This window comes from Hahella sp. KA22 (assembly GCF_004135205.1).
Classification (GTDB): Bacteria; Pseudomonadota; Gammaproteobacteria; order Pseudomonadales; family Oleiphilaceae; genus Hahella.
In genome coordinates, this window is the sequence record NZ_CP035490.1 from 1,756,536 (window position 1) to 1,778,551 (window position 22,016).

Here is a 22,016-nt window from a genome sequence, read left to right on the forward strand (position 1 = left end):
AGGATGATACCTAATAAAAACTATTAGGTATCATGTTCAGTCTATGGTCATGCAGCATGAATAGCACGCTTCGGGATTTAACTCAGGCCCAGCGCGATCGCATCGCCCACATCGACTTCACCCTGCTATTCAAGGGGGAAGCCAACCGTGCCGACCTGGTGGATCGCTTCAGTATCACGCCCGCCCAGGCCACCAAGGACTTCACCCAGTACCGTGAACTCGCACCGACCAATATCCGCTATAACGAGAAGCTGAGAACCCACCTGCGTGGAGACCAGTTCAAGCCCCTGTTCGACTACGACGTGGTGCGCACCCTGGCCACCATCAGTCAGGGCTATGGCGACGGCTTTACCGGCAAGCTCAAGCCGCCATTGGCCTGTGAAGCCCCGTACCATCTGAACCAGCCCAGCCTGGCCACCGTTGCCAAAGTGACCGAAGCCATTCACAAGGCCAAGCCCCTGGCCATTACCTATGTATCCCTGTCCAGCGGTGAGTCCCGGCGCGAGATCGTGCCCCACACCCTGGTGGATAACGGCCTGCGCTGGCATGTGCGGGGGTTCGACCGCAAGAGCGGCGAATTCCGCGACTTTGTGCTCACCCGCATTAAAGAAGCCACGCTGGTAGAAGCCTCCGCCATCGATGAGCAGGAAACCGAAAGCCAGGATCGCCAGTGGAACCGCTTTGTCGAGTTGGAACTGGTGCCGCACCCGCGTATTCAGCACCAGGAAGCCATCGAGCTGGATTACGGTATGGACGGCGGCGTAATGAAGGTCGAGATTCGAGCCGCTACAGCTGGGTACCTGTTGCGGCAATGGCATGTGGACTGTTCACCGGCCCACACGCTTACAGGCCCCGAATACCAGTTATGGCTCCGTAATAGCCAGGCGCTATACGGCGTGCAAAACCTGATTCTGGCCCCCGGCAGAACCGAGCAACCGCCGGGCTGAATCAAATCGCTAAATAAATTGAACTCTGATTTCAAACACCAGGAAACACAATGGACCACAGCGTACACAACAAACTTGTCTCATTTATCTGGAACATCGCCGATGACTGCCTGCGCGATGTGTACGTGCGCGGCAAATACCGTGACGTTATTCTGCCGATGGTGGTATTGCGCCGACTGGACACCCTGCTGGAGCCGACCAAAGAAGCCGTACTGGAAGAAGTGCGCTACCAGAAGGAAGAAATGCAGGCCACCGAACTGGATGAAGAGCCGCTTAAAGAAGCCTCTGGTTACGTGTTCTACAACGTGTCCAAATGGACGCTCACCAGCCTGCACAACACCGCCACCAACAACCGCCAGATTTTGCTGGCCAACTTTGATGAATACCTCAATGGCTTCAGCGCCAACGTGCAGGAAATCATCGAGCGCTTTGAACTGAAAAGCAAAATCCAGCATATGGCCAATAAAGACGTGCTGCTGGATGTGGTGGAAAAGTTCATTTCTCCGAAAATCAACCTGACACCTGTAGCAGCCGAAGACCCGGATGGCTACAAACTGCCCGCGCTTTCAAACCTGGGCATGGGCTATGTGTTTGAAGAGCTGATCCGAAAATTCAATGAAGAAAATAACGAAGAAGCAGGGGAACACTTCACGCCACGTGAGGTGATCGAGCTGATGACCCACCTGGTGTTCGATCCGATCAAAGACAGCATTCCATTAACGCTGACCGTGTATGACCCGGCTTGCGGCAGTGGGGGAATGCTCACCGAATCGCAAAATTTTATTGAGGAAAAGTATCCCGCCGACCCATCCGCGAAAAGTCAGCGCGACATCTACCTCTACGGAAAGGAAATCAACGACGAAACCTACGCCATCTGTAAATCCGACATGATGATCAAGGGCAACAACCCCGAGAACATCAAGGTCGGCTCCACCCTGTCCACCGATGAATTCGCCTCCCTGCGTTTTGACTTTATGCTCTCCAACCCGCCCTACGGCAAAAGCTGGGCATCGGAGCAAAAATACATCAAAGACGGCAGTGACGTGATTGACCCGCGCTTTAAGGTCAAACTCAAAGACTATTGGGGCAATATCGAAGAGTGTGACGCCACACCGCGCTCCAGCGATGGCCAGCTGCTGTTCCTGATGGAAATGGTCAGCAAAATGAAAGACCCAGCCACAGGCGCCAACGGTAGTCGCATTGCGTCGGTCCATAACGGTTCCAGCCTGTTTACCGGTGATGCCGGTGGTGGTGAGAGCAATATCCGCCGCTACATTATCGAAAACGACATGCTCGACGCCATTGTGCAGTTGCCCAACAACCTGTTCTACAACACCGGCATTACCACCTATATCTGGCTACTCAATAACAACAAGCCGGAATCCCGCAAGGGCAAGGTGCAGTTGATTGATGCCAGCCTGCTGTATCGAAAGCTGCGCAAAAACCTGGGCAACAAGAACTGCGAATTTGCGCCGGAGCATATCGAACAGATCACTCGCACCTACCTGGATTGCGCCGCTATAGAGCGAGAGCTGGACGGCTCTTCACCTGAAGGGATGGGCGACCCAATCGGCATTGCCAGCCAGGTATTCCGCAATGAGGATTTCGGTTACTACAAAGTGACCATCGAGCGGCCCGATCGCCGTAAAGCCCAGTTCACCGCAGAGCGCATTGCCAGCCTGCGTTTTGACAAGCAGTTAAGCGAAGTGATGGAACACCTGTATGCCGAATATGGTGAGAAGCTTTACGAGAAGGGCTTCTTAAAATCCATCGAGAAAAGCGTCCTTGCCTGGTGTGAAGACAACGACATCAGCCTGAACGCAAAGGCTAAAGCCAAGCTGCTGGATGTGAAGCACTGGCTAGCCCTGAAAGCGGTTTACGAGACGGCCCAGGCGCTTATGGCTGCAATAGGTAGTGATGAGTTTGATGACTTCAATCTGTTTAAAGATCAGGTGGATGCAGAGCTGAAGGCGCTTAAGGTCAAACTCTCTGCCACCGAAAAGAACGCCATCCTGAATGCGGTGAGTTGGTACGATGAATCTGCCGCTAAAGTGATTAAGAAAGTGGTAAAACTCAGCGGTGACAAGCTGGATGAACTGCTGGAGCGCTACGGCTGCACCCAAGCGCAACTGCGAGATTTCGGGCTCTACCCAACTAATAAGAAAAACGAATACATTACCTATGAAGCCAGCAGCGACTTGCGCGACAGCGAATCGGTGTCACTCTCTTATAAACAAGAGCGGAAAGACGATGAGCCGCAAAACATTCATCAATATTTTCTGGATGAAGTAAAGCCCCATGTGGATGAAGCTTGGGTCAATCTTGATTCCGTTAAAATCGGCTACGAAATCAGCTTCAACAAATACTTCTACCGCCATAAGCCGCTGCGTTCATTGGAAGAGGTTGCGAAAGATATTATCAACCTGGAACAAAAGGCCGAGGGCTTGATCGCGCAGATTCTGGGTGTAGATGTTGAGCGGGTGCAGGGGTGATATGGGTATGGTGAGTATTGCTGAACTGCCGAAATATGAGGTTTATAGGGATTCTGGTGTTGATTGGCTTGGGGAGATACCTCTTCAGTGGTCTGTTGAAAGAATTAAAAACTTAGGTACCGTAATAAATGGTGCTACACCTAGTTCAGGGGTTGCAACCTATTGGGATGGCGAAGTTGTTTGGGTGGCACCGACAGATATTAATAATGTTAAATATTTGTTCGATTCCGCGCGAAGGCTAACTAAGAGAGGCTATGAAAGCTGTGGAACTACTATGGTTCCCGCTGGAAGTTTGATTGTTACTTGTCGAGCACCTATTGGGAAAGTGACGATTGCTGGTGTTAGCCTTTGTACAAATCAAGGTTGCAAATCAATCGTCTTGAGAGATCTCATTGAGAAGAGGTTCTTGTACTTTGTTTTTTCAGTAGTGCCAGAAAAGCTTAATAGTATTGGTTCAGGAACCACTTTTCTAGAGCTTAGCTCAAGTGCTCTGAAAGACTTCCCTGTCACGCTTCCTCCTTTTGAGGAACAGGTGCTGATCGCCACCTTCCTCGACAAAAAAACTACCCAAATCGACGAAGCCATTGCCATCAAAGAACAGCAGATCGCCCTGCTGAAAGAGCGTAAGCAAATCATTATCCAAAAAGCCGTCACCCAGGGGCTTGACCCCAATGTGCCCATGAAAGATTCCGGTGTGGATTGGATTGGGAGTATTCCGGCGCATTGGGACGTGGTTCGGTTCAAAAATTTATTTTCACAAAGTCGGCTCCCAGTTCAAAAGGATGATGGAGTTGTCACATCGTATCGAGATGGCCAGGTCACTCTCCGCTCGAATCGCCGATTGGATGGATACACCGAAGCCATTATAGAAGGCGGCTATCAAGGCATTAGGAAAGGGCAGCTTGTTCTAAATTCTATGGATGCATTTGAAGGGGCAATTGGTGTTTCTGAATCCGATGGCAAGTGCACTCCAGAGTACGTGATTTGCGACCCTAATAGAGCTGGAATATCTCAATATTATTTTGCCTATCTGCTCCGTGAAATGGCGTTGGCGAAGTATATTCAGGTGATTTGCAATGCCGTTCGGCAGCGTGCGGTTAGAATACGATATAACAATTTAGCCTCCAGATTCATGGTGGTCCCGCCAGCGAGTGAGCAGGCGGAGATTGTTAAGTTTATAGAGGTAGAGAAAATCAAAACAGATGACGGCATTGCTCAACTTAAATCACAAATTGAAAAACTCAAAGAATACAAAACCACCCTGATCAACAGCGCCGTAACAGGAAAAATAAAAGTCACGCCAGAGATGGTCGGTATGGACAGAAATGCGCAGGGTGCAGTGGAGGCATAGGGCAATGTTTACCGTCAACCATCAAACCAATCGCATCAGTCCGGTAAAAATCAAGACCTTCAGCGAGCTGGGTTTTACCGAGCGCAAACACTTGCAGGAGTGGCTGGCCCATCAGCCCGATGCGCTGGGCGAAGAGCTGCTGATTATCCAGAAAGAGTTTGATGGCTTTGACGATACCCGCGAGCGCCTCGACCTGTTGGCGCTGGATAAGGATGGCAATTTGGTGATTATCGAAAACAAACTGGATGACAGTGGCCGCGATGTGGTGTGGCAGGCGCTGAAGTATGCCTCTTACTGCGCCAGTTTAACCAAAGGCCAGATTGTCGAGATTTATCAGCAATATTTGCACCGATATCTGCCAACGATTGAAGCCGGTGAGTCACTCGCTCAGGCGGGCCAACCAATCGATGCTGCGACCCGTATTTGCGAATTTCTCGATGCACCCGATCTGGATGAAGTCAAACTCAACTTGGGCAACAGCCAGCGCATTATATTGGTGGCTGCCAACTTCCGTAAAGAAGTCACCAGTACGGCCCTGTGGCTGTTAGGCCAGGGTATCAGCATTCAGTGCTTTAAAATCACACCCTATGCCTTGGGTGAGCAGCTATTGATTAACATCGATCAGATCATCCCCACGCCGGAAGCCAAAGAGTTAATGATTGGTATCAATGCCAAAGAGGCGGAAGAGAAAAACACTGAAGTGGTGGTAAAGAACCGCCATTCAGTCAGGTTGAAGTACTGGGAAAAAGCGCTGGAGGCGTTTCAGAATAGTACCTGTCGGTTATACGAAAACATCAACCCGAGTAAGGATCACTGGCTGTCGGCGGGTTCGGGGGTTAGGCAGTGTCCTTTTCAATTGATTTTTGGTAAGTCCGAAGTGCGTGTTGACCTGAGTTTGCAGCGTAGTAGTCAGCAGGAAAACAAATTCCTGTTTGATTATTTGAATGAGCACAAAGAGTCTATTGAGCGCGATTTTGGCTGCGCCCTTACATGGAGACGCATGGATGATAAACAGGCTTCGAATATTCAGTTTTCGAAAGAAATAGACGGGTACAGTCAGGAAAACTGGCCTGATGCTATTGCCTGGCACGTTAAGCATATGACCCAGTTTGAGCAGGCATTGAAGAAGCCACTGCAAAAAGCCGCCGAGGCGCTTAAGCAACAGAGTTTTGAGTAGGTTACGTTGATGACATTAGATCGCCCCCTGGAATATTTACAATCTTTGTTAAAAGAACTGTGCTCACTGCCGCAGGAAACCGAGTGGGTGGAGTTCAAGCATAACAACGATGATGCCCCAATGATTGGTGAATATATTTCAGCGTTGGCGAATTCGGCCGCTTTGCTGGGCAAGGAGTCTGGCTATGTGGTTTGGGGTATTGAGAACAATACCCATGAGGTGATTGGCACCAGGTTCAAGCCTTCGTCGGTGCGCCACAAACAGCAGGAATTGGAAAGTTGGTTGCTACAGAAAATATCACCAAAGATTCACTTTCGCTTTTTTGAGTTCATCAGTGCTAACGAGTTACCTGTTGTTGTTTTGGAAATGCAGGCAGCTGCACATAACCCGGTGCAATTTGATGGTGTTGAGTTCATCCGTGTCGGCTCCTATAAAAAGAAGTTAAAGGAGTATCCAGAAAAAGAGCGTGCGCTATGGCGCGTGTTCGATAAAACGCCTTTTGAACGACAAATGGCAGCCTCTAACGTAAGTGCCGATGAGGTTCTGAAGTTGCTGGATTATCCTGCTTATTTTGAACTAACCGGCTTGCCCTTGCCGGAAAATCGCGCCGGAATTCTAAATGCATTAAAAGCAGAGCAACTGATTCAGGAAATGCCGGGTGGTCAATGGGGTATCGCGAATTTGGGTGCCATTCTGTTTGCGAAAAAATTGCAAAGCTTTCAGCACCTAGGCCGTAAGGCGGTAAGGCGGTAAGGCTCATTTTATATCGTGGCAACAGCCGCATCGAAACTGTTCGGGAAATTGAAGGCAATAAGGGCTATGCCGTTGGCTTTGAAGGGTTGATCGATTATTTGAAGGCCTTGTTGCCGTCTAATGAGGAAATCGTCAAAGCCTTTCGTCGTGAAGTCCCGGTGTTTCCGGAGTTAGTACTACGTGAGCTGGTAGCCAACGCCATGATTCACCAGGATTTCAGCCTGACGGGAACCGGCCCAATGATTGAGCTTTTTGATAACAGGCTTGAGATTACTAACCCGGGAGTGCCATTGGTTGATACGCAGCGGTTCCTTGATAGTCCTCCGCGAAGCCGAAATGAGGCTCTGGCGTCGTTTATGCGGCGAATCAACATTTGTGAAGAGCGGGGTAGTGGCGTCGATAAGGTTATTGCTCAGGTTGAAGTTTATCAGCTGCCTGCGCCCATCTTCGAACAGACAGAGCAGCATACCCGTGTTGTATTGTTTACATATAAACGCTTTAAAGATATGGAGTCTGAGGATCGTATAAGGGCCTGTTATCAGCATTGTTGTTTGAAATACGTGAATCGGGAGCCGATGAATAATACTTCGCTTCGGGAGCGTTTCAATATTGATGAGGGTAATAGTGCAGTTGCAAGCAGAGTGATCAAGCAAACTCTGGAGGCTGGCCTGATTCACCTCTATGACCCCAAAGCGAATAGAAAGGCCTATCGCTATGTCCCCTTCTGGGCATAAGGCCGTTCTCATTTGACGGCCATTTGACAGGAGACAGTGCAGGTAGGGTGTGTCCCTTTAAAATCAATAGCTTACGGTTGGTTTTCATTTGACAGAAGTCAGCAGACAGCTACCGTGGTATAGATTCTTGCTAATGATATGAACTTTAACTAAGGGTGTAGCTTAGTTAAAGAAAACATTTTTTCCTTAGCTAAATCTGGCCAAGCTCATTTGATGGTCATTTGACGAAAAGACTGAGAATTTGCACAAAATCCATATAAATCAAGCAGTTAGATTGTCACTCTCATTTGATTGAGGCTCTATTCTTAGGGCTGTAACGACTAAGGAGCAGGATGGTTTATGGTTAGCAATACCAACGAACAGGCGCTGGAGGCTGCGATTGAGCAGGCTTTAACCGGTACCACCGTAGAAGCTGTCAAGGCAGCGGGTGGCGTTGCCGAGGGTGCCGAAGCTCAGGTCAAGGAGACGCCTGCAGACTATCTGGTAGGCAATCAGCGCTTCAAACTGGGCTTGCCCACCGATTTTAACGCTCAGTACGCGCTTGATGAAAAACTGTTTTGGCGCTTTTTGGAACAGACCCAGAAGCTTGAGCTGACCAAGCTGCAAAAACACAGTCCTTCAGACTGGCAGCGCAAGTTGCTGGAGCGTTATGACCGGCTGATGAAGAAGCACGGCATTCTCCACCTGCTCAAGAAGGGGCTTCCGGTAGATGACGCCTACTTCCATCTGATGTATCCGGCTCCCCTGGCCAGCAGTAGCGAAAAGGTTAAGCAGAACTTTACTGCCAATATCTTCAGTTGCACCCGGCAGGTACGGTACTCCCTCGCCAATCCGCTCCAGGAAATCGACATGGTGCTGTTCCTTAACGGCATTCCACTGGTGACGATGGAGCTGAAGAACGCCTGGACCGGCCAGACCGCCCGCTACCATGGCCAGAAGCAGTACCGGGAAGATCGTGATGTGAGTCAGCCGCTGCTGAATTTCGGGCGTTGTTTGGTGCATATGGCTGTGGACACCGATGAGGTGTACATGACCACTAAGCTGGCCGGGCAAGCGACTTACTTTCTACCCTTCAACAAGGGCCACAACCATGGGAAAGGGAACCCGCCAAACCCGCATGGCCATAAGACGGCGTATCTGTGGGAGGAGGTGTTTACCAAGGAGAGCATTGCCAACATCGTTCAGCACTTTGTGCGGCTGGATGGCAGCAGCAAAGACCCCCTGCCCAAGCGCACTCTGTTCTTCCCCCGTTACCATCAGTTGGATGTGGTGCGTAAACTGGTTGAGCATGCGTCCAAACACGGTGTTGGCCATACCTATTTAATTCAGCATTCGGCAGGCTCGGGTAAGTCCAACTCCATTACCTGGGCCGCCTACCAGCTAATTGAGACCTATCCGGCGTCACAGCAGGTTGCGAATGGGAAAAGCATCGAGCAGCCTTTGTTTGACTCGGTCATCGTCGTGACGGATCGACGACTGCTGGACAAGCAGTTGCGGGATAACATCAAGGAATTCTCTGAGGTCAAAAATATCGTTGCCCCGGCCCATAAGTCATCTGAACTGAAGAGCGCACTGGAGAATGGCAAAAAGATCATCATTACCACCATTCAGAAATTCCCGTTTATTGCGGATGGTATTGAAGACCTCAGTGAGAAGCGCTTTGCCGTGATCATTGATGAGGCGCATAGCTCCCAGTCTGGCACCGCACACGACAACATGAACCGGGTAATGGGGCAGGACGAGGAAGAGGACGATCAGGACAAGATCCTCAAAGCCATGAAATCCCGCAAGATGCGTGGCAATGCGTCCTACCTGGCTTTCACCGCTACGCCCAAGAACACCACCTTGGAAAAGTTTGGTGAAAAGCAGGAAGACGGTACATTCACACCCTTCCACTTGTACTCCATGAAGCAGGCCATCGAGGAAGGTTTTATTCTGGATGTGCTCGCCAATTACACCACCTATAAAAGTTATTACGAGATCGAAAAGTCCATCGCGGAAAACCCGGAATTCGACACCAAAAAGGCGCAGAAGAAGCTTCGAGCCTATGTAGAGCGTAGCCAGCAGACCATCGATACCAAAGCGGAAATCATGCTGGAGCACTTCATTCCTCAGGTAGTCAATGCCAAGAAGCTCAAGGGCAAAGCCAAAGGCATGGTGGTGACGCAGAATATTGAAACAGCCATCCGGTATCACAAGGCCATTACTCGCTTGTTGGAAGCGAAAGGTGATCCCTTCAAAGCGCTAGTTGCTTTTTCGGGAACGAAAGAGGTTGATGGTATTGAATATACAGAAGCGGAAATCAACGGATTTTCGGAATCCGACACCAAGGACAAGTTCGATACCGATGAATACCGCTTGTTAGTCGTGGCCAATAAGTACCTCACCGGGTTTGACCAGCCAAAGCTTTGTGCCATGTACGTGGATAAAAAGCTGGCGTCGGTACTTTGTGTTCAGACCCTTTCTCGCCTGAACCGCTCCGCGCCCAAGCTGGGCAAGAAAACCGAAGACCTGTTTATTCTGGATTTCTTCAACTCAGTTGATGATGTGAAGGCCGCGTTTGATCCCTTCTATACAGCAACTTCTTTGTCGCGGGCCACTGATATCAACGTGCTCCATGAACTTAAGGACGCAATGGACGACGTGGGTGTGTATGAGTGGTGCGAGGTTGAGGACTTTGTAAAACGTTACTTCAATAACGAAGATGCCCAAACATTAAGCCCCATCATTGATGTAGCCGCGGCCCGTTTCGAGCATGAGCTGGAACTGGAAGACGACGAAAAAGTCGATTTCAAAATAAAGGCTAAACAGTACGTAAAAATCTACGGGCAAATGGCGTCCATCATGCCCTATGAAATAGTGGCATGGGAAAAACTATTCTGGTTCCTGAAGTTCCTAATACCCAAGCTGAAGGTGGCAGACCCGGATGCGAACACTATCGACGAACTATTGGAATCCGTTGATTTGAGTTCCTATGGCCTGCAAAGGGTAAAACTGAATCACACTATCAAACTGGATGAGGCGGATACTGAGCTCGACCCCCAGAATCCAAATCCTCGTGGCGCCCACGGTGGAGACCAGCAAACAGACCCTTTGGACGACATCATTAGAACGTTCAATGAACGCTGGTTCCAGGGTTGGAGTGCAACACCTGAAGAGCAGAAAGTGAAGTTTATCAATATTGCCGAGAGCATCAAGCAGCACCCGGATTTTGAGGCCAAATATCAGAATAATCCTGATCCACACAATCGGGAGCTGGCCTTTGAAAAAATGCTGAAGGAAGTGATGTTGCGCAGGCGGAAAGACGAGTTGGAGCTATACAAATTGTTTGCTGGGGACGCCGCTTTTAAAGCTGCGTGGATGCAGAGTATGCAACGGGTAATTTCTAAATGAATATCTTCTGCTAACTTTTTGGTTTGAGCGTCGAAGGGGGTGCGGCGAATGATCTCAGTGCAGAGTCAAATACAAAATGCCAGCAACGCAATCACTCAAAACATTGCAGTGTTAAGTGATAATCGCGAACTTCTGTCTCAGAATGTGCTATCCCAAATTAGAAATCTGGTTGAAGGGGTAGCCGTACTTTTTAATTCCAGATCTCTAAGTGCGGAATTTAGATATGACCAAATTGAATCTGGTCTTGCATACGTAAAGGGAAATGGACGGTTAAATTTTATCAGTCGGTTTCATAACCTGATCCAGAAAATTGCGTCGCATTACACATTGGATGGGGATGCATCAGAGCGATTGATGCTCAAATATTACGAATATCTGTATCGGATCAGGGCCTGCGTTTTACAACACTACGCACTTCAAATAATACCCAACCTTGAGTCTTTCCCAATTGATTTGGACCCATCGTTACGGGAGTACCATGAGAAAATAGCATCTCGAATCGATGCTATGCGAGGCTTCAGCCAGGCTGGTGATAGAACGGACCGCTACTACATTCAAAGGATTCGCCCGTTCTTTACCCAAGGACGAATATATTATGAAGTTACCTTTTGCAGAGCGGTTAACAAGGTAAGCAAGTTCGACCGTATTATCGCCTTTACTGATCTGGATCTATCGGATAAATATGCCGCAAACCTAACACTAAGGCGTGCCCAAATTGAGGTGTTGGGGCAAATTATGCCGATAACCCTGATCCTTGACTGGGAGGTATCGATTCGTTCATGCGAATTAAAGAATTTTTCTCGAATATTAGGTCTTTCTGTAACAGGAAGCACATCTTCTAATGAATACCGTTATTTGATGGGGTTTTTAACGCAAGGGCATCGAAATTTGGTAGATTTGATGGGGATGCCTGCCAACCTCTATCAGCTGCTCAAAGCAGAGGCAACGAGTACAACAGCATCTCCCCAAATATTTCCTGTGTTAGATCAAGCGCGTCAATTGATTAGCAATGCTCGCCCAGGTTGTAATGTTCTTCGGTACCTTCTCTTAAGGATGCACAATCAGACATTGAAATCTCAATATCATCGAGACGGGTGCGGTCTGCTATCAGATCTAAAGCTTTCCTATGGCTGCATACCATTTGATGAAATGCCATTTTGTACATCACTTCCCGGGCATAACCCGAGGTTTTGGGATCTTGCCGATTGTATTGATGTGAATGAGCGCCACCATGAGCTGCTTGCTCGTAGGGTGAGGGCTAATGTTGAAACACGAGGGATTTTGTATACCCCAGTGGGGGAACTCCAGGGCTTTGGTGAGGATATCGACCAATTGGTTGGTCACTACAATAGCTTGGTCTATCACAAACATAGGGAAATTAGAAAACTTGTAATTGATAAACGGCATGTGTTTATCAACGGTTATGAAGAGGACACGTATAAGATTCTGAGCAAACTTACGGAGTTTTCGTCAGCGGGAGTTGCTGGCTACAGTGATGCTGTGACTCGTTGGCTGAGGGAGTCTGCTCGAAATATTGATGACCAGGCAAAAAGCCATGCATTAAAGCAGCTATTCAGCCAATCAAGAGTTGCTCTGATTTATGGTGCAGCTGGAACTGGAAAGTCCACCATGGTGGATCACATTGCCCATTACTTCAGCGATAAGCGGAAATTGTTTCTCGCGCATACTAATCCTGCAATTGACAACCTGAAGAGGAAGGTTACAGCACAAAATTCAGATTTTCGCACCGTGAGTAGCGAAATACGAAGCAGTAGCGCTTTTTCTCCAGATTACGACCTTCTCGTCATTGATGAATGCAGCACGGTTAGTAATTCTGATTTTTTAAAGGTGTTGGAAAAAACAACTGCTAAGTTGATAGTGCTTGTTGGGGATGTCTATCAAATTGAGTCTATTCAGTTTGGCAACTGGTTTGAGGTGGTTCGTTCGTTTATTCCAAATACGTCCATTTTTGAGCTAACGACACCGTTTAGAACGCAGAACAGCAATTTATTACTATTTTGGAACAAAGTTAGGGCAATAGATGATGATCTGACTGAGGTGATGGCGAGAAACAATTACTCCTCTGTTTTGGATGCCAGTATTTTCCAATCACAAGGACATGACGAGATAATATTGTGCCTAAATTACGACGGGCTTTATGGGATAAACAACATAAACCGATTCTTACAGAGCGGTAACCCAAGTGAGCCGGTTATATGGGGTGACTCAACGTATAAGGTGGGAGATCCGGTTCTATTTTTTGATGCAGAGAGGTTTAAACCAGTCATTTATAATAACCTGAAAGGCCGGATTGTTAAGATTGAGCGAGATCGAGGTTGGATTCAATTTGATGTGGAGCTTGATAGGCCACTAACTGAGCTGGATGTTATAGGAACTGACCTGGAGTGGGTTGTAGGGTCTACCGTACGTTTTAGCGTGTATGAAATGAGTAATAGTGATGATGATGATGATTCACTTAATATAACGGTGCCATTTCAGGTTGCATACGCAGTATCAATACACAAAGCACAGGGGCTTGAATATGATTCTGTGAAGGTGGTCATTACCGACGCTAATGAGGAGGATATAACGCATAGTATTTTTTATACCGCCATCACTAGGACTCGTGATCGATTAAAGATATTTTGGACTCCAGAAACTCAGCATAACGTTATTGCGAGATTGCAGCGAGTTAGTAAAAACAAGGATGTGGCATTGCTTTCAAGTCGGCGTGGATTATCTGTTACCCGAAATTGAATTGAAATTATCCAGCTGTTTAAAACTCAAAGGTTTACTCTCTGATATTTTGACTGTGTAGCTTAGTTCTGAGCTTGCCAGCATGTTATTAATCCGGCATCGATATAGGCATTCTATGCCGCATATTTGATGCTTGGGTGGTTAAAGTATTTTTTCACCCTCGAAGGTTTCTTTTGCAACATACACATATGTGATCGAACTTTCTTTTTGAGATCCCCTTTCTTTCGCGCCGGCTTACCACTGTGAACTCCCGCTTTTAAGTCACAATTCAAGTATTCGTCCGGGTTCAATTCCGGGGAATAGGCGGGTAAATAGAACACTTCCATACGATCCTCATTCTCCTCAAGCCAAGCCTTCACAACCTTGGCGTGATGGACTCTCAAATTGTCCAGTATCAGGAAAACCTTGCGTCTGGCGTCTTTGATCAGCCGCTTCATGACCCCTGTCAACCGGTCCGCGTCCATCGTTCCATCATAGATTTGAAACCTCACTTTGCCCTGGTTGCTGATCGCCGAGATCATATTGACCGACTCCCGCCTGGCGTTCAGGCGAATCACCGGCGTTTTCCCTTGGGGCGCATAGCCCCGCCCATGCTGGGCGTCGCTTCGCAGCCCTGTCTCGTCCCCCCAATAGATCTCAGCCCCTTCCGCCTTGGCTCGTCCCTTTTTGCTCATACGCTTTTTTCGCCGGTTTCTGTGGCGTGAAACCCCAGGCGGCCAGATAATTGCCGACCGTTCGGATCGCCAGCTGTTCTCCCGTCTCCTGCGCAATGAGCTGCTGCACCGCCTTACGGGTCCAAAGCGCATACTCCAGCTTGAGCTGATCCGGGCTGTTATCGGTAATCAAAAGCCTGATCCGGTTCTCCTGGGTTAGCGTCAGTCGCTGTCCCGAACCGGGCTCTCGTCCGCGGGGCCTGGACTTAATCCCGCTAAACCCTTGCGCTTCATAAGCTCTGATCCATTTCCCCACCGTCAGGTTATGGACGCCGACCTTATCGGCTATTTCGTGATAGCTGTATCCCTGCTTGCGCAGTCGCACGGCTTGTTTTCTTTTTTCTTCCTGCGCTGCGGCAGGTAATGAGCGAGCGTCTTCTATAATCATATGGGCATCATATCTATATCGATGCCAGGTTAATAAATACGTCGGTTATCATGAAGCCCTGTTTTTGCAGTCCGCTAAGCGATTTGCCCTGTGAATTTTTATTTTGGTGGGCGGACTTTTTGAAGTTCCTAATCATGCGCTGCCATGACCTTTTACAGATTAACCAATCACGGTTCTGTGAGTCAGCCCTTTGCAAGGCTTTAACAAGCCCTGCATCAAGTAGCTGCTTAAGCTGGTAGCGAGAAAGTTCGGTCTCAATGACAGCTTGCTCCATTGACCAGTTGTCTTGGTACAGCCGAGCCAGGGAATCGATTTCCTCTCTGTTGAAGTAGGCTTTGCCTTTGAACTTGTGTAGCGTGATCTTACCTTGGGCTATCAGGCTACGAATTCTAGGCTCTCGACAATCAAGGAGGCGTTGTGCCTCTTTTTGGGTTATTAGCGGGCGCTCATCGGATGACAAAGATATTCTGGTCAGCCGATGGGTTTGAATTGCATTCGGCCAGTTGATCTCGATGAATTGGTCAAACGCGGCTCTTAGGCGAGCAATACCTTTGTTCTCTCGCTGCCGATACAGCTTTTCGTGAATGTCGCGGAAGTGCTTGTTGATACCCGACTGACCACGTTCGCTCATCGGGTTATCTATGTACTGGCTAAGCAGCAGATGGAAACCATGAGGCCAGCGTTTCAAGGCTTGCCAGGCCTGGGTGTAATGGTGAGATACAGTCAGGTTGTCCAAACTAGCTGGTGTGAACAGTGTTTTGTGGAACAGCCGGTACTGGTAGTGTGTAATGAAATGGATTAGAGACAAGGCTTCAGCGAAGTTCAGGCCCCTAAGCACGGCGGGAATCGATTTTGGTGGGTCACGTCCCTCGATCAGATGAGTCATTGCCCTGGTGAAGGCTAAGGTTGCAGGTGAGGCCTTCGGAATCGATTTGACCGGTGGGAATGGGTCGCTTTCACTGAATTCATTGATAGAGTGGCGGTACCAGCTCAGGCTCTTTCCTGTCTTGGGACTAGTATCGACGAGTAACAGCTTGTGCTTGATACAGGCTGTATAGGCGATGTGACTCCATAGATCAGAAGAATACCCCCTCTCTTCGAGGCATTCCGGACAGATTTTCGGAGTTTTGACGAAGATCTTGGTGGTAAAGTGTGGCTCTTGGGACGATTTGAAGGTGTCAGCTGTTCTTGGATAAGTATAATCGAGCCCCAGCTTGGAAAAGTAAGGCTCTATGTCATACTCTCCAGTGATTATCTGGTGGGCCGGTATCCTGAGGTTTTTCCACGGTAGACCGGCATGCTGGAGCAAATGGCCGATATGGTGAAAGCCATTTTGCTCGCTGACCCGGATGAGATAACTGACCATGCACTCATCGGGTTGTCGATGGGGTCGAATTAGTAGTCTGCTCATGTTTTGAGCATAGAATTTCAGCGCATGGTTGTGAAGAGATAGTGAGCAGGGGTTGGTAAGAAACTTGTTCAAACTTATGTCGAAGCCGCGTGGCACGTGGGCATTAGGCGTTTTTTGGGGGGTTGTTCAATCTTTTCTCGAAATTTTTGTTCAAACTTATCTCGAATCGAGCCGAAAAATGCGGGCTGTAGAGGCGTTTTGTTCAAGCTTTTGCGAGGACTTACATAAAATGCTGTGGCGGCTCACAGCTTAATTTTTTCTACGTCCTCTGCGGCTGTTCCTGCTACTTCAGCCTTGTTTCTTGGCGCCAGCCAACCTCCGTCTGATATGACGACACTCGATATTTGATAGGTCGCGCCGAAAAAGAAACGGGAAGGCCTCTTCGCACGCCTGACAGGCATAGCTCATACCTATTTAGAGGTGGCGGAGTGGTAACCACTTTTGATGAGTGCGTCCTTTGATGCTGGTTGAATTTCGTACTATTTTTAAATGATCATCGAATGATGCAAAGGTCTAAAGCCTTTTCCTAATTGAGACAGAACCTGCTGTACGCACGCTAAGGCCATATATCGTTGGTCTGAGGCGTTGGTTTTATAGTCACGATGTACATGCTTAATTTGGCAAAATGTTACACGTAATCAGGAAGATGCAAAATGATCAACGGATTGATTGAGTCAACGAAACAAGTATCCCTCCTTGACCCGTTCTTACTAGATGAATTCTTTATGGATGAGTTTCATCATTGCAATCGCCTATGTCATGTCAAAGGCATTATCAGAAAAGGAAATGGCCTGGAGCTGGCTGGCGTGCAGCTGCAACACATCTCACAGGTAACTGCGCAAGCCATGACGAGAGATTTAGGTTTTTTGGCTTCTTCTTTGGTTAGGCATGGAGCAAGTTTGAATGAGGTTTCGGGGCTGGAGCCGTTTTTGATGAATATTTCCAAAATCTCTCAAGAGATACCGAGGGACAATCTCTACAGTTACACCGTACGTAACCCAACAGGTAAAAGAAGGCGCAGCTTTACCGGCTTGGATGAAGAACTTCTTTTTATAGAACTTCTTACCATATCAATCGAGGAAATTTTGAAGCTACTTTGCCTGCTTCCAGGAAGAGAAATGTTTGACCCTGAAAGTCAGGAATGCGCGGAGGCATTGCATAGCTGCGCCGGACGGCTGGAGGTTTTGACTCCATCGATTGTTACCGTAAAGAGAAAAATTTCACCGGAAGTCTTTTCCTATAAGCTTCGGCCCTATTTTGAGCCACTACAGGTAGGGGGGCGTTCATGGGTTGGGCAGAGTGCAGCACAAATGCCTTTGCTTCTTATTGATTGGGCTGTGTGGGGGGCCGATTGCTCTGATACTGATTACCGCAGCTACTTCGAACACAATATCGAATATTCACCCGCTATTATTAGAGATTACCAGCGTCAGCAAGGGTTGACGGAATCGTATATTTCCCTAACCGAGAAAGCTTTAAAAGGAATGAGTCCGTATAGGGCTGAAGCGGTGGCCACTGCCTTGTTAGAGATTTTGACTGTGCTGGCTAAATTTCGATATCCACACATCAAAGTGGCCGAGGAAAATTTTAGTGTAAGGGTACGGAATACGCAGGGCAGTGGCGGTTATGATATGGAAATATTGAATCTGTTGGCCGAGTATACACAGCATAATCGTGCGCGAATCAAAACGGCATTAAGGAATAGTTGTCGACAGCTAATAAATCATTAGGGAAAGCTTTTATGGAAAATAAAGTTCCTTTTTCTACAGGTCCCCATATGACCTCAGAGGAATTTCGCCGACATGGATACCAGATTATCGACTGGATTGCTGATTACTGGGAGCGGGTGGAGGATTTCCCTGTTCTTTCCCAGGTGGCTCCAAATGAGGTGCGCTCACAATTACCCCCTTTACCTCCCAGTGCAGGAGAGTCTTTGGAGAGGGTGTTCAAAGACCTTGAAAACATCATCTTACCCGGCCTGACTCATTGGCAATCACCAAATTTCTTTGCGTATTTCCCTGCTTCTTGTTCAGCACCTTCGGTGTTAGGAGAGTTGTTATGCGCCGGATTAGGGGTCCAGGGTATGTTATGGGCGACCAGTCCCGCCTGCACTGAATTGGAAACCCATGTTCTGGACTGGTTGGTGGATATGCTAGATCTGCCGGACAAATTTAAATCCACCGGCTCGGGGGGCGGTGTGCTGCAGGATTACGCCAGCAGCGCCACTTTATGTGCTTTATTGGCGGCTCGCGAACGCACCACCGAAGGACGAAGCAACCGGGCGGGCTACCAGGGAAAACTGGTTGCGTACTGTTCCACCCAAACCCATTCCTCGATAGAAAAGGCCGTTCGTATCACTGGTCTTGGTAGTGATAATCTGCGCTTAATCGAAGTAAACGATAACTTTGCTATGCTCCCCGATGTGCTCGCCGCGCAGATAGCAAAGGATAGACGTGAAGGTCTGGTTCCCTGTTTTGTATGCGCTACGATAGGCTCCACCTCATCGTTAGCGGTCGATCCTGTTCCTGAAATCGGTCGTATTTGCCAGCAAGAAGGGTTGTGGCTGCATGTGGATGCCGCTATGGCGGGCTCGGCGGCTGTTTGTCCTGAGTTTCAATATCTGCATCAGGGACTGGAATACGCAGACAGTTACTGTTTTAACCCGCATAAATGGCTGTTAGTCAATCATGACTGCGACTGCTTTTATGTCGCTGACAAATCAGCATTGACCAATGCGCTCGCTATTTTGCCGGAATACTTAAAAAATGTGGCGACTGAAGCCGGTGGCGTAATCGATTATCGAGACTGGCAGATCCCGCTTGGGAGGCGGTTCCGCTCGCTAAAACTATGGCTGACCATCCGTTATTACGGAATCGAAGGATTGCAGTTGCATATCCGCAAACACGTAGGATTAGCGAAGCTATTTACCGACTTGATAGAAGAATCAGATAGCTTTGAGTTGGCGGCTCCGCCCTTCCTCAACCTTGTCTGCTTCCGCCACAAAGGGGACGATCAAACCAACCAGCGAATCCTCGAGAAAATCAACAAAGAGGGACAGATCTATCTGACCCACACAAAATTAAACGGACAATATGTATTACGATTTTGTGTCGGGCAAATACGAACAGAAGAACACCACGTGCGCAGAGCGGTTGATATATTGGAAAGGGTCGCCAAATGCTGAAACAATCGCTGCCCACCGTTTCTCGCACTTATCAACATCATCATCTGGACAGTACGCGCTGGAACGCATTTGCTCCCCGTACCGGCGATGTTGTCGTAGCGAGTTCCATTAAATCCGGCACGACATGGACACAGTGGATTGCAGTGAAATTGTTGCTACCTGATCAAAATCCAAAATCGTTGCTGGATATCGCGCCCTGGTTAGATTGGCGCACCGATCCGCAGCAAGACCCGTTGCAGGATTTGATCGCGTTATTGGAAGCTCAACCGCACCGCCGTATTATTAAAACTCATCTGCCCCTGGATGGATTGCCCTATTTCCCCCAGGTCAGGTATATCGTATTGGGACGCGATGGACGGGACATCGCCATGTCTTTGTGGAACCACTACGGCAATTACTCTGATGAGTTGCTTGCTCTTTTAAACAGCCATGAAGGGGTGTCATTCCCGCCCAGGCCGCAAACCTTTCAAAAGTTTTGGGCGGATTGGATCAGTAAGGGGTGGTTTGACTGGGAACAGGACGGATATCCCTTTTGGTCACATTTTCACTTTATTCAAAGCTGGTGGGAGTTTAAGCATCTGCCCAATATCCTTTTTGTGCACTTTACGGACTTACTGGCCGATCTGACTGGGGAAATCCAGCGTATCGCGGATCATCTTGAGGTTTCGCTTTCTGCTACCCGGCGAACCGAAATTGCTGAAGAAGTGACATTTGAGAATATGAAGAAAGATGCCAAAAAATATGCTCCCTTATTTGAAGGGGAATTTAAGGGTGGCCCGGAAGCTTTTTTTCATAAAGGAAGCAACGGCCGCTGGAAGGATGTACTGACGGAGCAGGAAATAGCTCAATATAAGTACGCCGTCGCCCGCACTCTATCGCCAGAATGTGCTGCGTGGCTGGAGCACGGAAAAGTCGCTTCCCATTCGCCATCTTCTGTACTCGTTTAGCTATCGCACGTTTCTTATATGAACTCCAGAACTAGATTAATAACTGTCAACGATATCCGATATGTCTGGTTAGTTGATGAAGTTGAATGGAACCTGCTCAGGTTGAAAGTCTGGCGGGAAGGGGAAAAGAGAGCGCCTTGGTTTACGCTGGATAGAGACATGAATATTCCGTGGCGGTTTTCCCCTGAGATTGCCGCGACTACTCCTGACACACCCTTTTCTGTAACACCGAAGTTGGTGGCGGAAGCTATCAGGCAGGTTGGGTTGCAATTTGGCTTCTCTGATGAAAATAGCAAAGCTTTAAATCTGTGTGTCAGTTCTGACGGCAACTCCATTTTGCCGTTATCAGAATTGACGTTACAAAAGTCCTAAACGCCCTCAACTCTTTCCCTCACAATCCTCGCCAGCGCTTCCAGAGCGTCTTCGGGAAAGCCGCTTAGGCCGGGAATGTCATTGCTTTCCAGCAAGATAAACTCTCCGTTTTCGTCTTCCAGGAAATCCAGGCCGAGTATGTCGGCGTTCAGGTGATTCATTGCGACTTGGGTCTGTTCCCGCAGCGTTTCGGGTACAGGAATTACCTGGAACTCCTGGGTTTCGATGTTGGCTTTCCAGCGAGCGCCACGGCGGGACATGGCCCACATCTGGTCGCCGATAGCGAGACAGCGGATGTCGCGGACATAGGGGATGTATTTTTCCAGCGTAACGTAATCGTTGGAAATGAACGTCAGATCTTTGATATCCGACCAGGCCGTTTCGGTTTCCGCCAGGGCTTTGCCATAACCGCCGTGAAAATTGCCGACTTTCACCACCGAGGGCAGGGGAGGGTCGACTTTATCCAACAGGTTTTCACCGATGGCGATGGTGTCAGGGGAGACAGTCAACCCCGCTTCTCTCAGCTCCGCCAGCATTGACAGACGATCATAGCCTCGCAACAAGGTGCGCGCCGGATTCACACAGGGGATACCGGCGAAACGAATCAGCTCTAGCACACTGCGGTGGGACTCGTCCGGCTTAACCGCGCCAAGCCGCCATAATACCGCGTCCGCCCGCACGACGCCGGAGGCGTCAAACACCCACAGTCGGTTTTCGTGATACAGCCATTTGCTGGTTTGCAGGCGACGGTAATGCACCTCATGACCAGTCAGGTATTTAGGCCAGTATTGCTCGCCGTTCACCACGATGATAGAAGCCATAGAGTCCTCGAAACTTAGTCAATAACGTAAAAGTGGGCGGTTGGGTTTACTTAGCTGGAACGTACAACGACGGTTCCGGCGAGTTTGTCATGGAAGCCTTGCTTTTTCGGGTCCCAGGCGACCCACAGGAAACCCAGGCCCAGAGGCAGTAATGACAGGTAGTAAGCGAAATAACGTCCGATGAGTTGTCCCTTTGATGGCTTTGCGCCGGTTTTGGCGTCGACAATGACCGCGTTAACCAGCATTTTTCCTGGCGTAGCAGAGCGGTAGACCCAAAACAGAATGACGGCGATCGCCGGTAAAACATAGTTGAGCAACGCATCCGCCGTACCTGCGATAAATGTCTCCCCATCGAAATAATTGAAGCCGTATAGAGAGATCAGAATCGGGTAGGTGATCGCCATCATAATCAGTGAATCGATAATGCTGGCGCCGGTTCTCGCCCAGAAACCGACATAGTCCATATCTTCCTGATGAATTTCTGGAGTCAATTCCGCCTGAGGGGCCTGGTAGGGATTCATTGAATTACCTTATACATCCGAGTATCTAAATTGAAGTTATGTAGCGGTCTAATTA

Annotated in this window: 17 protein-coding genes; 12 read left to right on the forward strand and 5 right to left on the reverse strand. The window is 48.6% G+C overall.

The genetic code is table 11. From position 1 onward, the window contains the following. The first annotated feature begins 56 nt into the window (after positions 1–56). The 8 genes from EUZ85_RS07795 to EUZ85_RS07825 all read left to right on the forward strand — a co-directional run bounded on the left by EUZ85_RS07795 (position 57) and on the right by EUZ85_RS07825 (position 13,604). Positions 57–947: a WYL domain-containing protein gene (locus EUZ85_RS07795; RefSeq protein ID WP_241566987.1), complete on the forward strand. Its 891-nt coding sequence runs from the start codon at positions 57–59 to the stop codon at positions 945–947. A 50-nt stretch (positions 948–997) separates the two neighbouring features. Continuing rightward, the gene (locus EUZ85_RS07800; protein WP_127968765.1) at positions 998–3,439 is read left to right on the forward strand and encodes a class I SAM-dependent DNA methyltransferase; all 2,442 of its coding nucleotides are present in this window, start codon (positions 998–1,000) and stop codon (positions 3,437–3,439) included. A gap of 7 nt (positions 3,440–3,446) precedes the next feature. Next, on the forward strand, positions 3,447–4,790 hold the full coding sequence (locus EUZ85_RS07805; RefSeq protein WP_127968766.1) for a restriction endonuclease subunit S: 1,344 nt from the start codon (positions 3,447–3,449) through the stop codon (positions 4,788–4,790). A 4-nt stretch (positions 4,791–4,794) separates the two neighbouring features. Continuing rightward, a complete protein-coding gene (locus tag EUZ85_RS07810; RefSeq protein WP_127968767.1) occupies positions 4,795–5,967 on the forward strand; it encodes a DUF4268 domain-containing protein in 1,173 nt (390 codons plus the stop codon). A gap of 9 nt (positions 5,968–5,976) precedes the next feature. Beyond that, the gene (locus tag EUZ85_RS31335; RefSeq protein WP_206618018.1) at positions 5,977–6,720 is read left to right on the forward strand and encodes a helix-turn-helix domain-containing protein; all 744 of its coding nucleotides are present in this window, start codon (positions 5,977–5,979) and stop codon (positions 6,718–6,720) included. A gap of 86 nt (positions 6,721–6,806) precedes the next feature. Further along, on the forward strand, positions 6,807–7,454 hold the full coding sequence (locus tag EUZ85_RS31340; RefSeq protein ID WP_206618020.1) for an ATP-binding protein: 648 nt from the start codon (positions 6,807–6,809) through the stop codon (positions 7,452–7,454). A 339-nt stretch (positions 7,455–7,793) separates the two neighbouring features. Beyond that, positions 7,794–10,847: a type I restriction endonuclease subunit R gene (locus tag EUZ85_RS07820; RefSeq protein ID WP_127968768.1), complete on the forward strand. Its 3,054-nt coding sequence runs from the start codon at positions 7,794–7,796 to the stop codon at positions 10,845–10,847. Between the two features lie 48 nt (positions 10,848–10,895). Beyond that, positions 10,896–13,604, forward strand: coding sequence for an ATP-dependent RecD-like DNA helicase (locus EUZ85_RS07825; protein WP_127968769.1), 2,709 nt, complete (start codon positions 10,896–10,898; stop codon positions 13,602–13,604). A 113-nt stretch (positions 13,605–13,717) separates the two neighbouring features. On the opposite strand, the gene EUZ85_RS31565 is transcribed toward EUZ85_RS07825, so the two are convergent. From EUZ85_RS31565 to EUZ85_RS07835, 3 genes are read right to left on the reverse strand one after another with little or no spacing between them, the layout of a single operon-like run. Beyond that, complete coding sequence (locus tag EUZ85_RS31565) at positions 13,718–14,278, reverse strand: IS630 family transposase (protein WP_246842223.1); 561 nt, start codon at positions 14,276–14,278, stop codon at positions 13,718–13,720. Beyond that, positions 14,241–14,705 (reverse strand): winged helix-turn-helix domain-containing protein, encoded by a 465-nt coding sequence (locus EUZ85_RS31570; RefSeq protein WP_246842224.1) that lies wholly within the window; start codon positions 14,703–14,705, stop codon positions 14,241–14,243. Before EUZ85_RS31570 ends, EUZ85_RS31565 begins: the two co-directional genes overlap by 38 nt. Positions 14,706–14,718: 13 nt before the next feature. Beyond that, positions 14,719–16,116: a TniQ family protein gene (locus tag EUZ85_RS07835; protein WP_127968770.1), complete on the reverse strand. Its 1,398-nt coding sequence runs from the start codon at positions 16,114–16,116 to the stop codon at positions 14,719–14,721. Between the two features lie 653 nt (positions 16,117–16,769). Between EUZ85_RS07835 and EUZ85_RS07840 the strand changes: the two genes are divergently transcribed. From EUZ85_RS07840 to EUZ85_RS07855, 4 genes are read left to right on the forward strand one after another with little or no spacing between them, the layout of a single operon-like run. Then, positions 16,770–17,846, forward strand: coding sequence for a monodechloroaminopyrrolnitrin synthase PrnB family protein (locus EUZ85_RS07840; RefSeq protein WP_127968771.1), 1,077 nt, complete (start codon positions 16,770–16,772; stop codon positions 17,844–17,846). A gap of 11 nt (positions 17,847–17,857) precedes the next feature. Then, positions 17,858–19,300 (forward strand): pyridoxal-dependent decarboxylase, encoded by a 1,443-nt coding sequence (locus EUZ85_RS07845; RefSeq protein ID WP_206618022.1) that lies wholly within the window; start codon positions 17,858–17,860, stop codon positions 19,298–19,300. Beyond that, positions 19,294–20,247, forward strand: a complete 954-nt coding sequence (locus EUZ85_RS07850; RefSeq protein WP_127968772.1) for a sulfotransferase domain-containing protein — start codon at positions 19,294–19,296, stop codon at positions 20,245–20,247. The genes EUZ85_RS07845 and EUZ85_RS07850 overlap by 7 nt, the downstream gene beginning before the upstream one ends. An 18-nt stretch (positions 20,248–20,265) precedes the next feature. Next, positions 20,266–20,619 (forward strand): hypothetical protein, encoded by a 354-nt coding sequence (locus tag EUZ85_RS07855; protein ID WP_127968773.1) that lies wholly within the window; start codon positions 20,266–20,268, stop codon positions 20,617–20,619. Here the strand turns inward: EUZ85_RS07855 and EUZ85_RS07860 are convergent. Next, entirely contained in the window at positions 20,616–21,440 is an 825-nt protein-coding gene (locus EUZ85_RS07860) for a RimK family alpha-L-glutamate ligase (protein WP_127968774.1), read from the reverse strand. The genes EUZ85_RS07855 and EUZ85_RS07860 overlap by 4 nt on opposite strands. Positions 21,441–21,490: 50 nt before the next feature. Then, positions 21,491–21,961, reverse strand: coding sequence for an RDD family protein (locus tag EUZ85_RS07865; protein WP_127968775.1), 471 nt, complete (start codon positions 21,959–21,961; stop codon positions 21,491–21,493). Positions 21,962–22,016 lie beyond the last annotated feature (55 nt).

What these genes read in the sequence shown, in the direction of transcription:
- EUZ85_RS07795 (WP_241566987.1), top strand. Translation starts at nt 57, where the DNA reads ATGAATAGCACGCTTCGGGATTTAACTCAGGCCCAGCGCGATCGCATC.
- EUZ85_RS07800 (WP_127968765.1), top strand. Translation starts at nt 998, where the DNA reads ATGGACCACAGCGTACACAACAAACTTGTCTCATTTATCTGGAACATC.
- EUZ85_RS07805 (WP_127968766.1), top strand. Translation starts at nt 3,447, where the DNA reads ATGGTGAGTATTGCTGAACTGCCGAAATATGAGGTTTATAGGGATTCT.
- EUZ85_RS07810 (WP_127968767.1), top strand. Translation starts at nt 4,795, where the DNA reads ATGTTTACCGTCAACCATCAAACCAATCGCATCAGTCCGGTAAAAATC.
- EUZ85_RS31335 (WP_206618018.1), top strand. Translation starts at nt 5,977, where the DNA reads ATGACATTAGATCGCCCCCTGGAATATTTACAATCTTTGTTAAAAGAA.
- EUZ85_RS07820 (WP_127968768.1), top strand. Translation starts at nt 7,794, where the DNA reads ATGGTTAGCAATACCAACGAACAGGCGCTGGAGGCTGCGATTGAGCAG.
- EUZ85_RS07825 (WP_127968769.1), top strand. Translation starts at nt 10,896, where the DNA reads ATGATCTCAGTGCAGAGTCAAATACAAAATGCCAGCAACGCAATCACT.
- EUZ85_RS31565 (WP_246842223.1), bottom strand. Translation starts at nt 14,278, where the DNA reads ATGAGCAAAAAGGGACGAGCCAAGGCGGAAGGGGCTGAGATCTATTGG.
- EUZ85_RS31570 (WP_246842224.1), bottom strand. Translation starts at nt 14,705, where the DNA reads ATGATTATAGAAGACGCTCGCTCATTACCTGCCGCAGCGCAGGAAGAA.
- EUZ85_RS07835 (WP_127968770.1), bottom strand. Translation starts at nt 16,116, where the DNA reads ATGAGCAGACTACTAATTCGACCCCATCGACAACCCGATGAGTGCATG.
- EUZ85_RS07840 (WP_127968771.1), top strand. Translation starts at nt 16,770, where the DNA reads ATGATCAACGGATTGATTGAGTCAACGAAACAAGTATCCCTCCTTGAC.
- EUZ85_RS07845 (WP_206618022.1), top strand. Translation starts at nt 17,858, where the DNA reads ATGGAAAATAAAGTTCCTTTTTCTACAGGTCCCCATATGACCTCAGAG.
- EUZ85_RS07850 (WP_127968772.1), top strand. Translation starts at nt 19,294, where the DNA reads ATGCTGAAACAATCGCTGCCCACCGTTTCTCGCACTTATCAACATCAT.
- EUZ85_RS07855 (WP_127968773.1), top strand. Translation starts at nt 20,266, where the DNA reads ATGAACTCCAGAACTAGATTAATAACTGTCAACGATATCCGATATGTC.
- EUZ85_RS07860 (WP_127968774.1), bottom strand. Translation starts at nt 21,440, where the DNA reads ATGGCTTCTATCATCGTGGTGAACGGCGAGCAATACTGGCCTAAATAC.
- EUZ85_RS07865 (WP_127968775.1), bottom strand. Translation starts at nt 21,961, where the DNA reads ATGAATCCCTACCAGGCCCCTCAGGCGGAATTGACTCCAGAAATTCAT.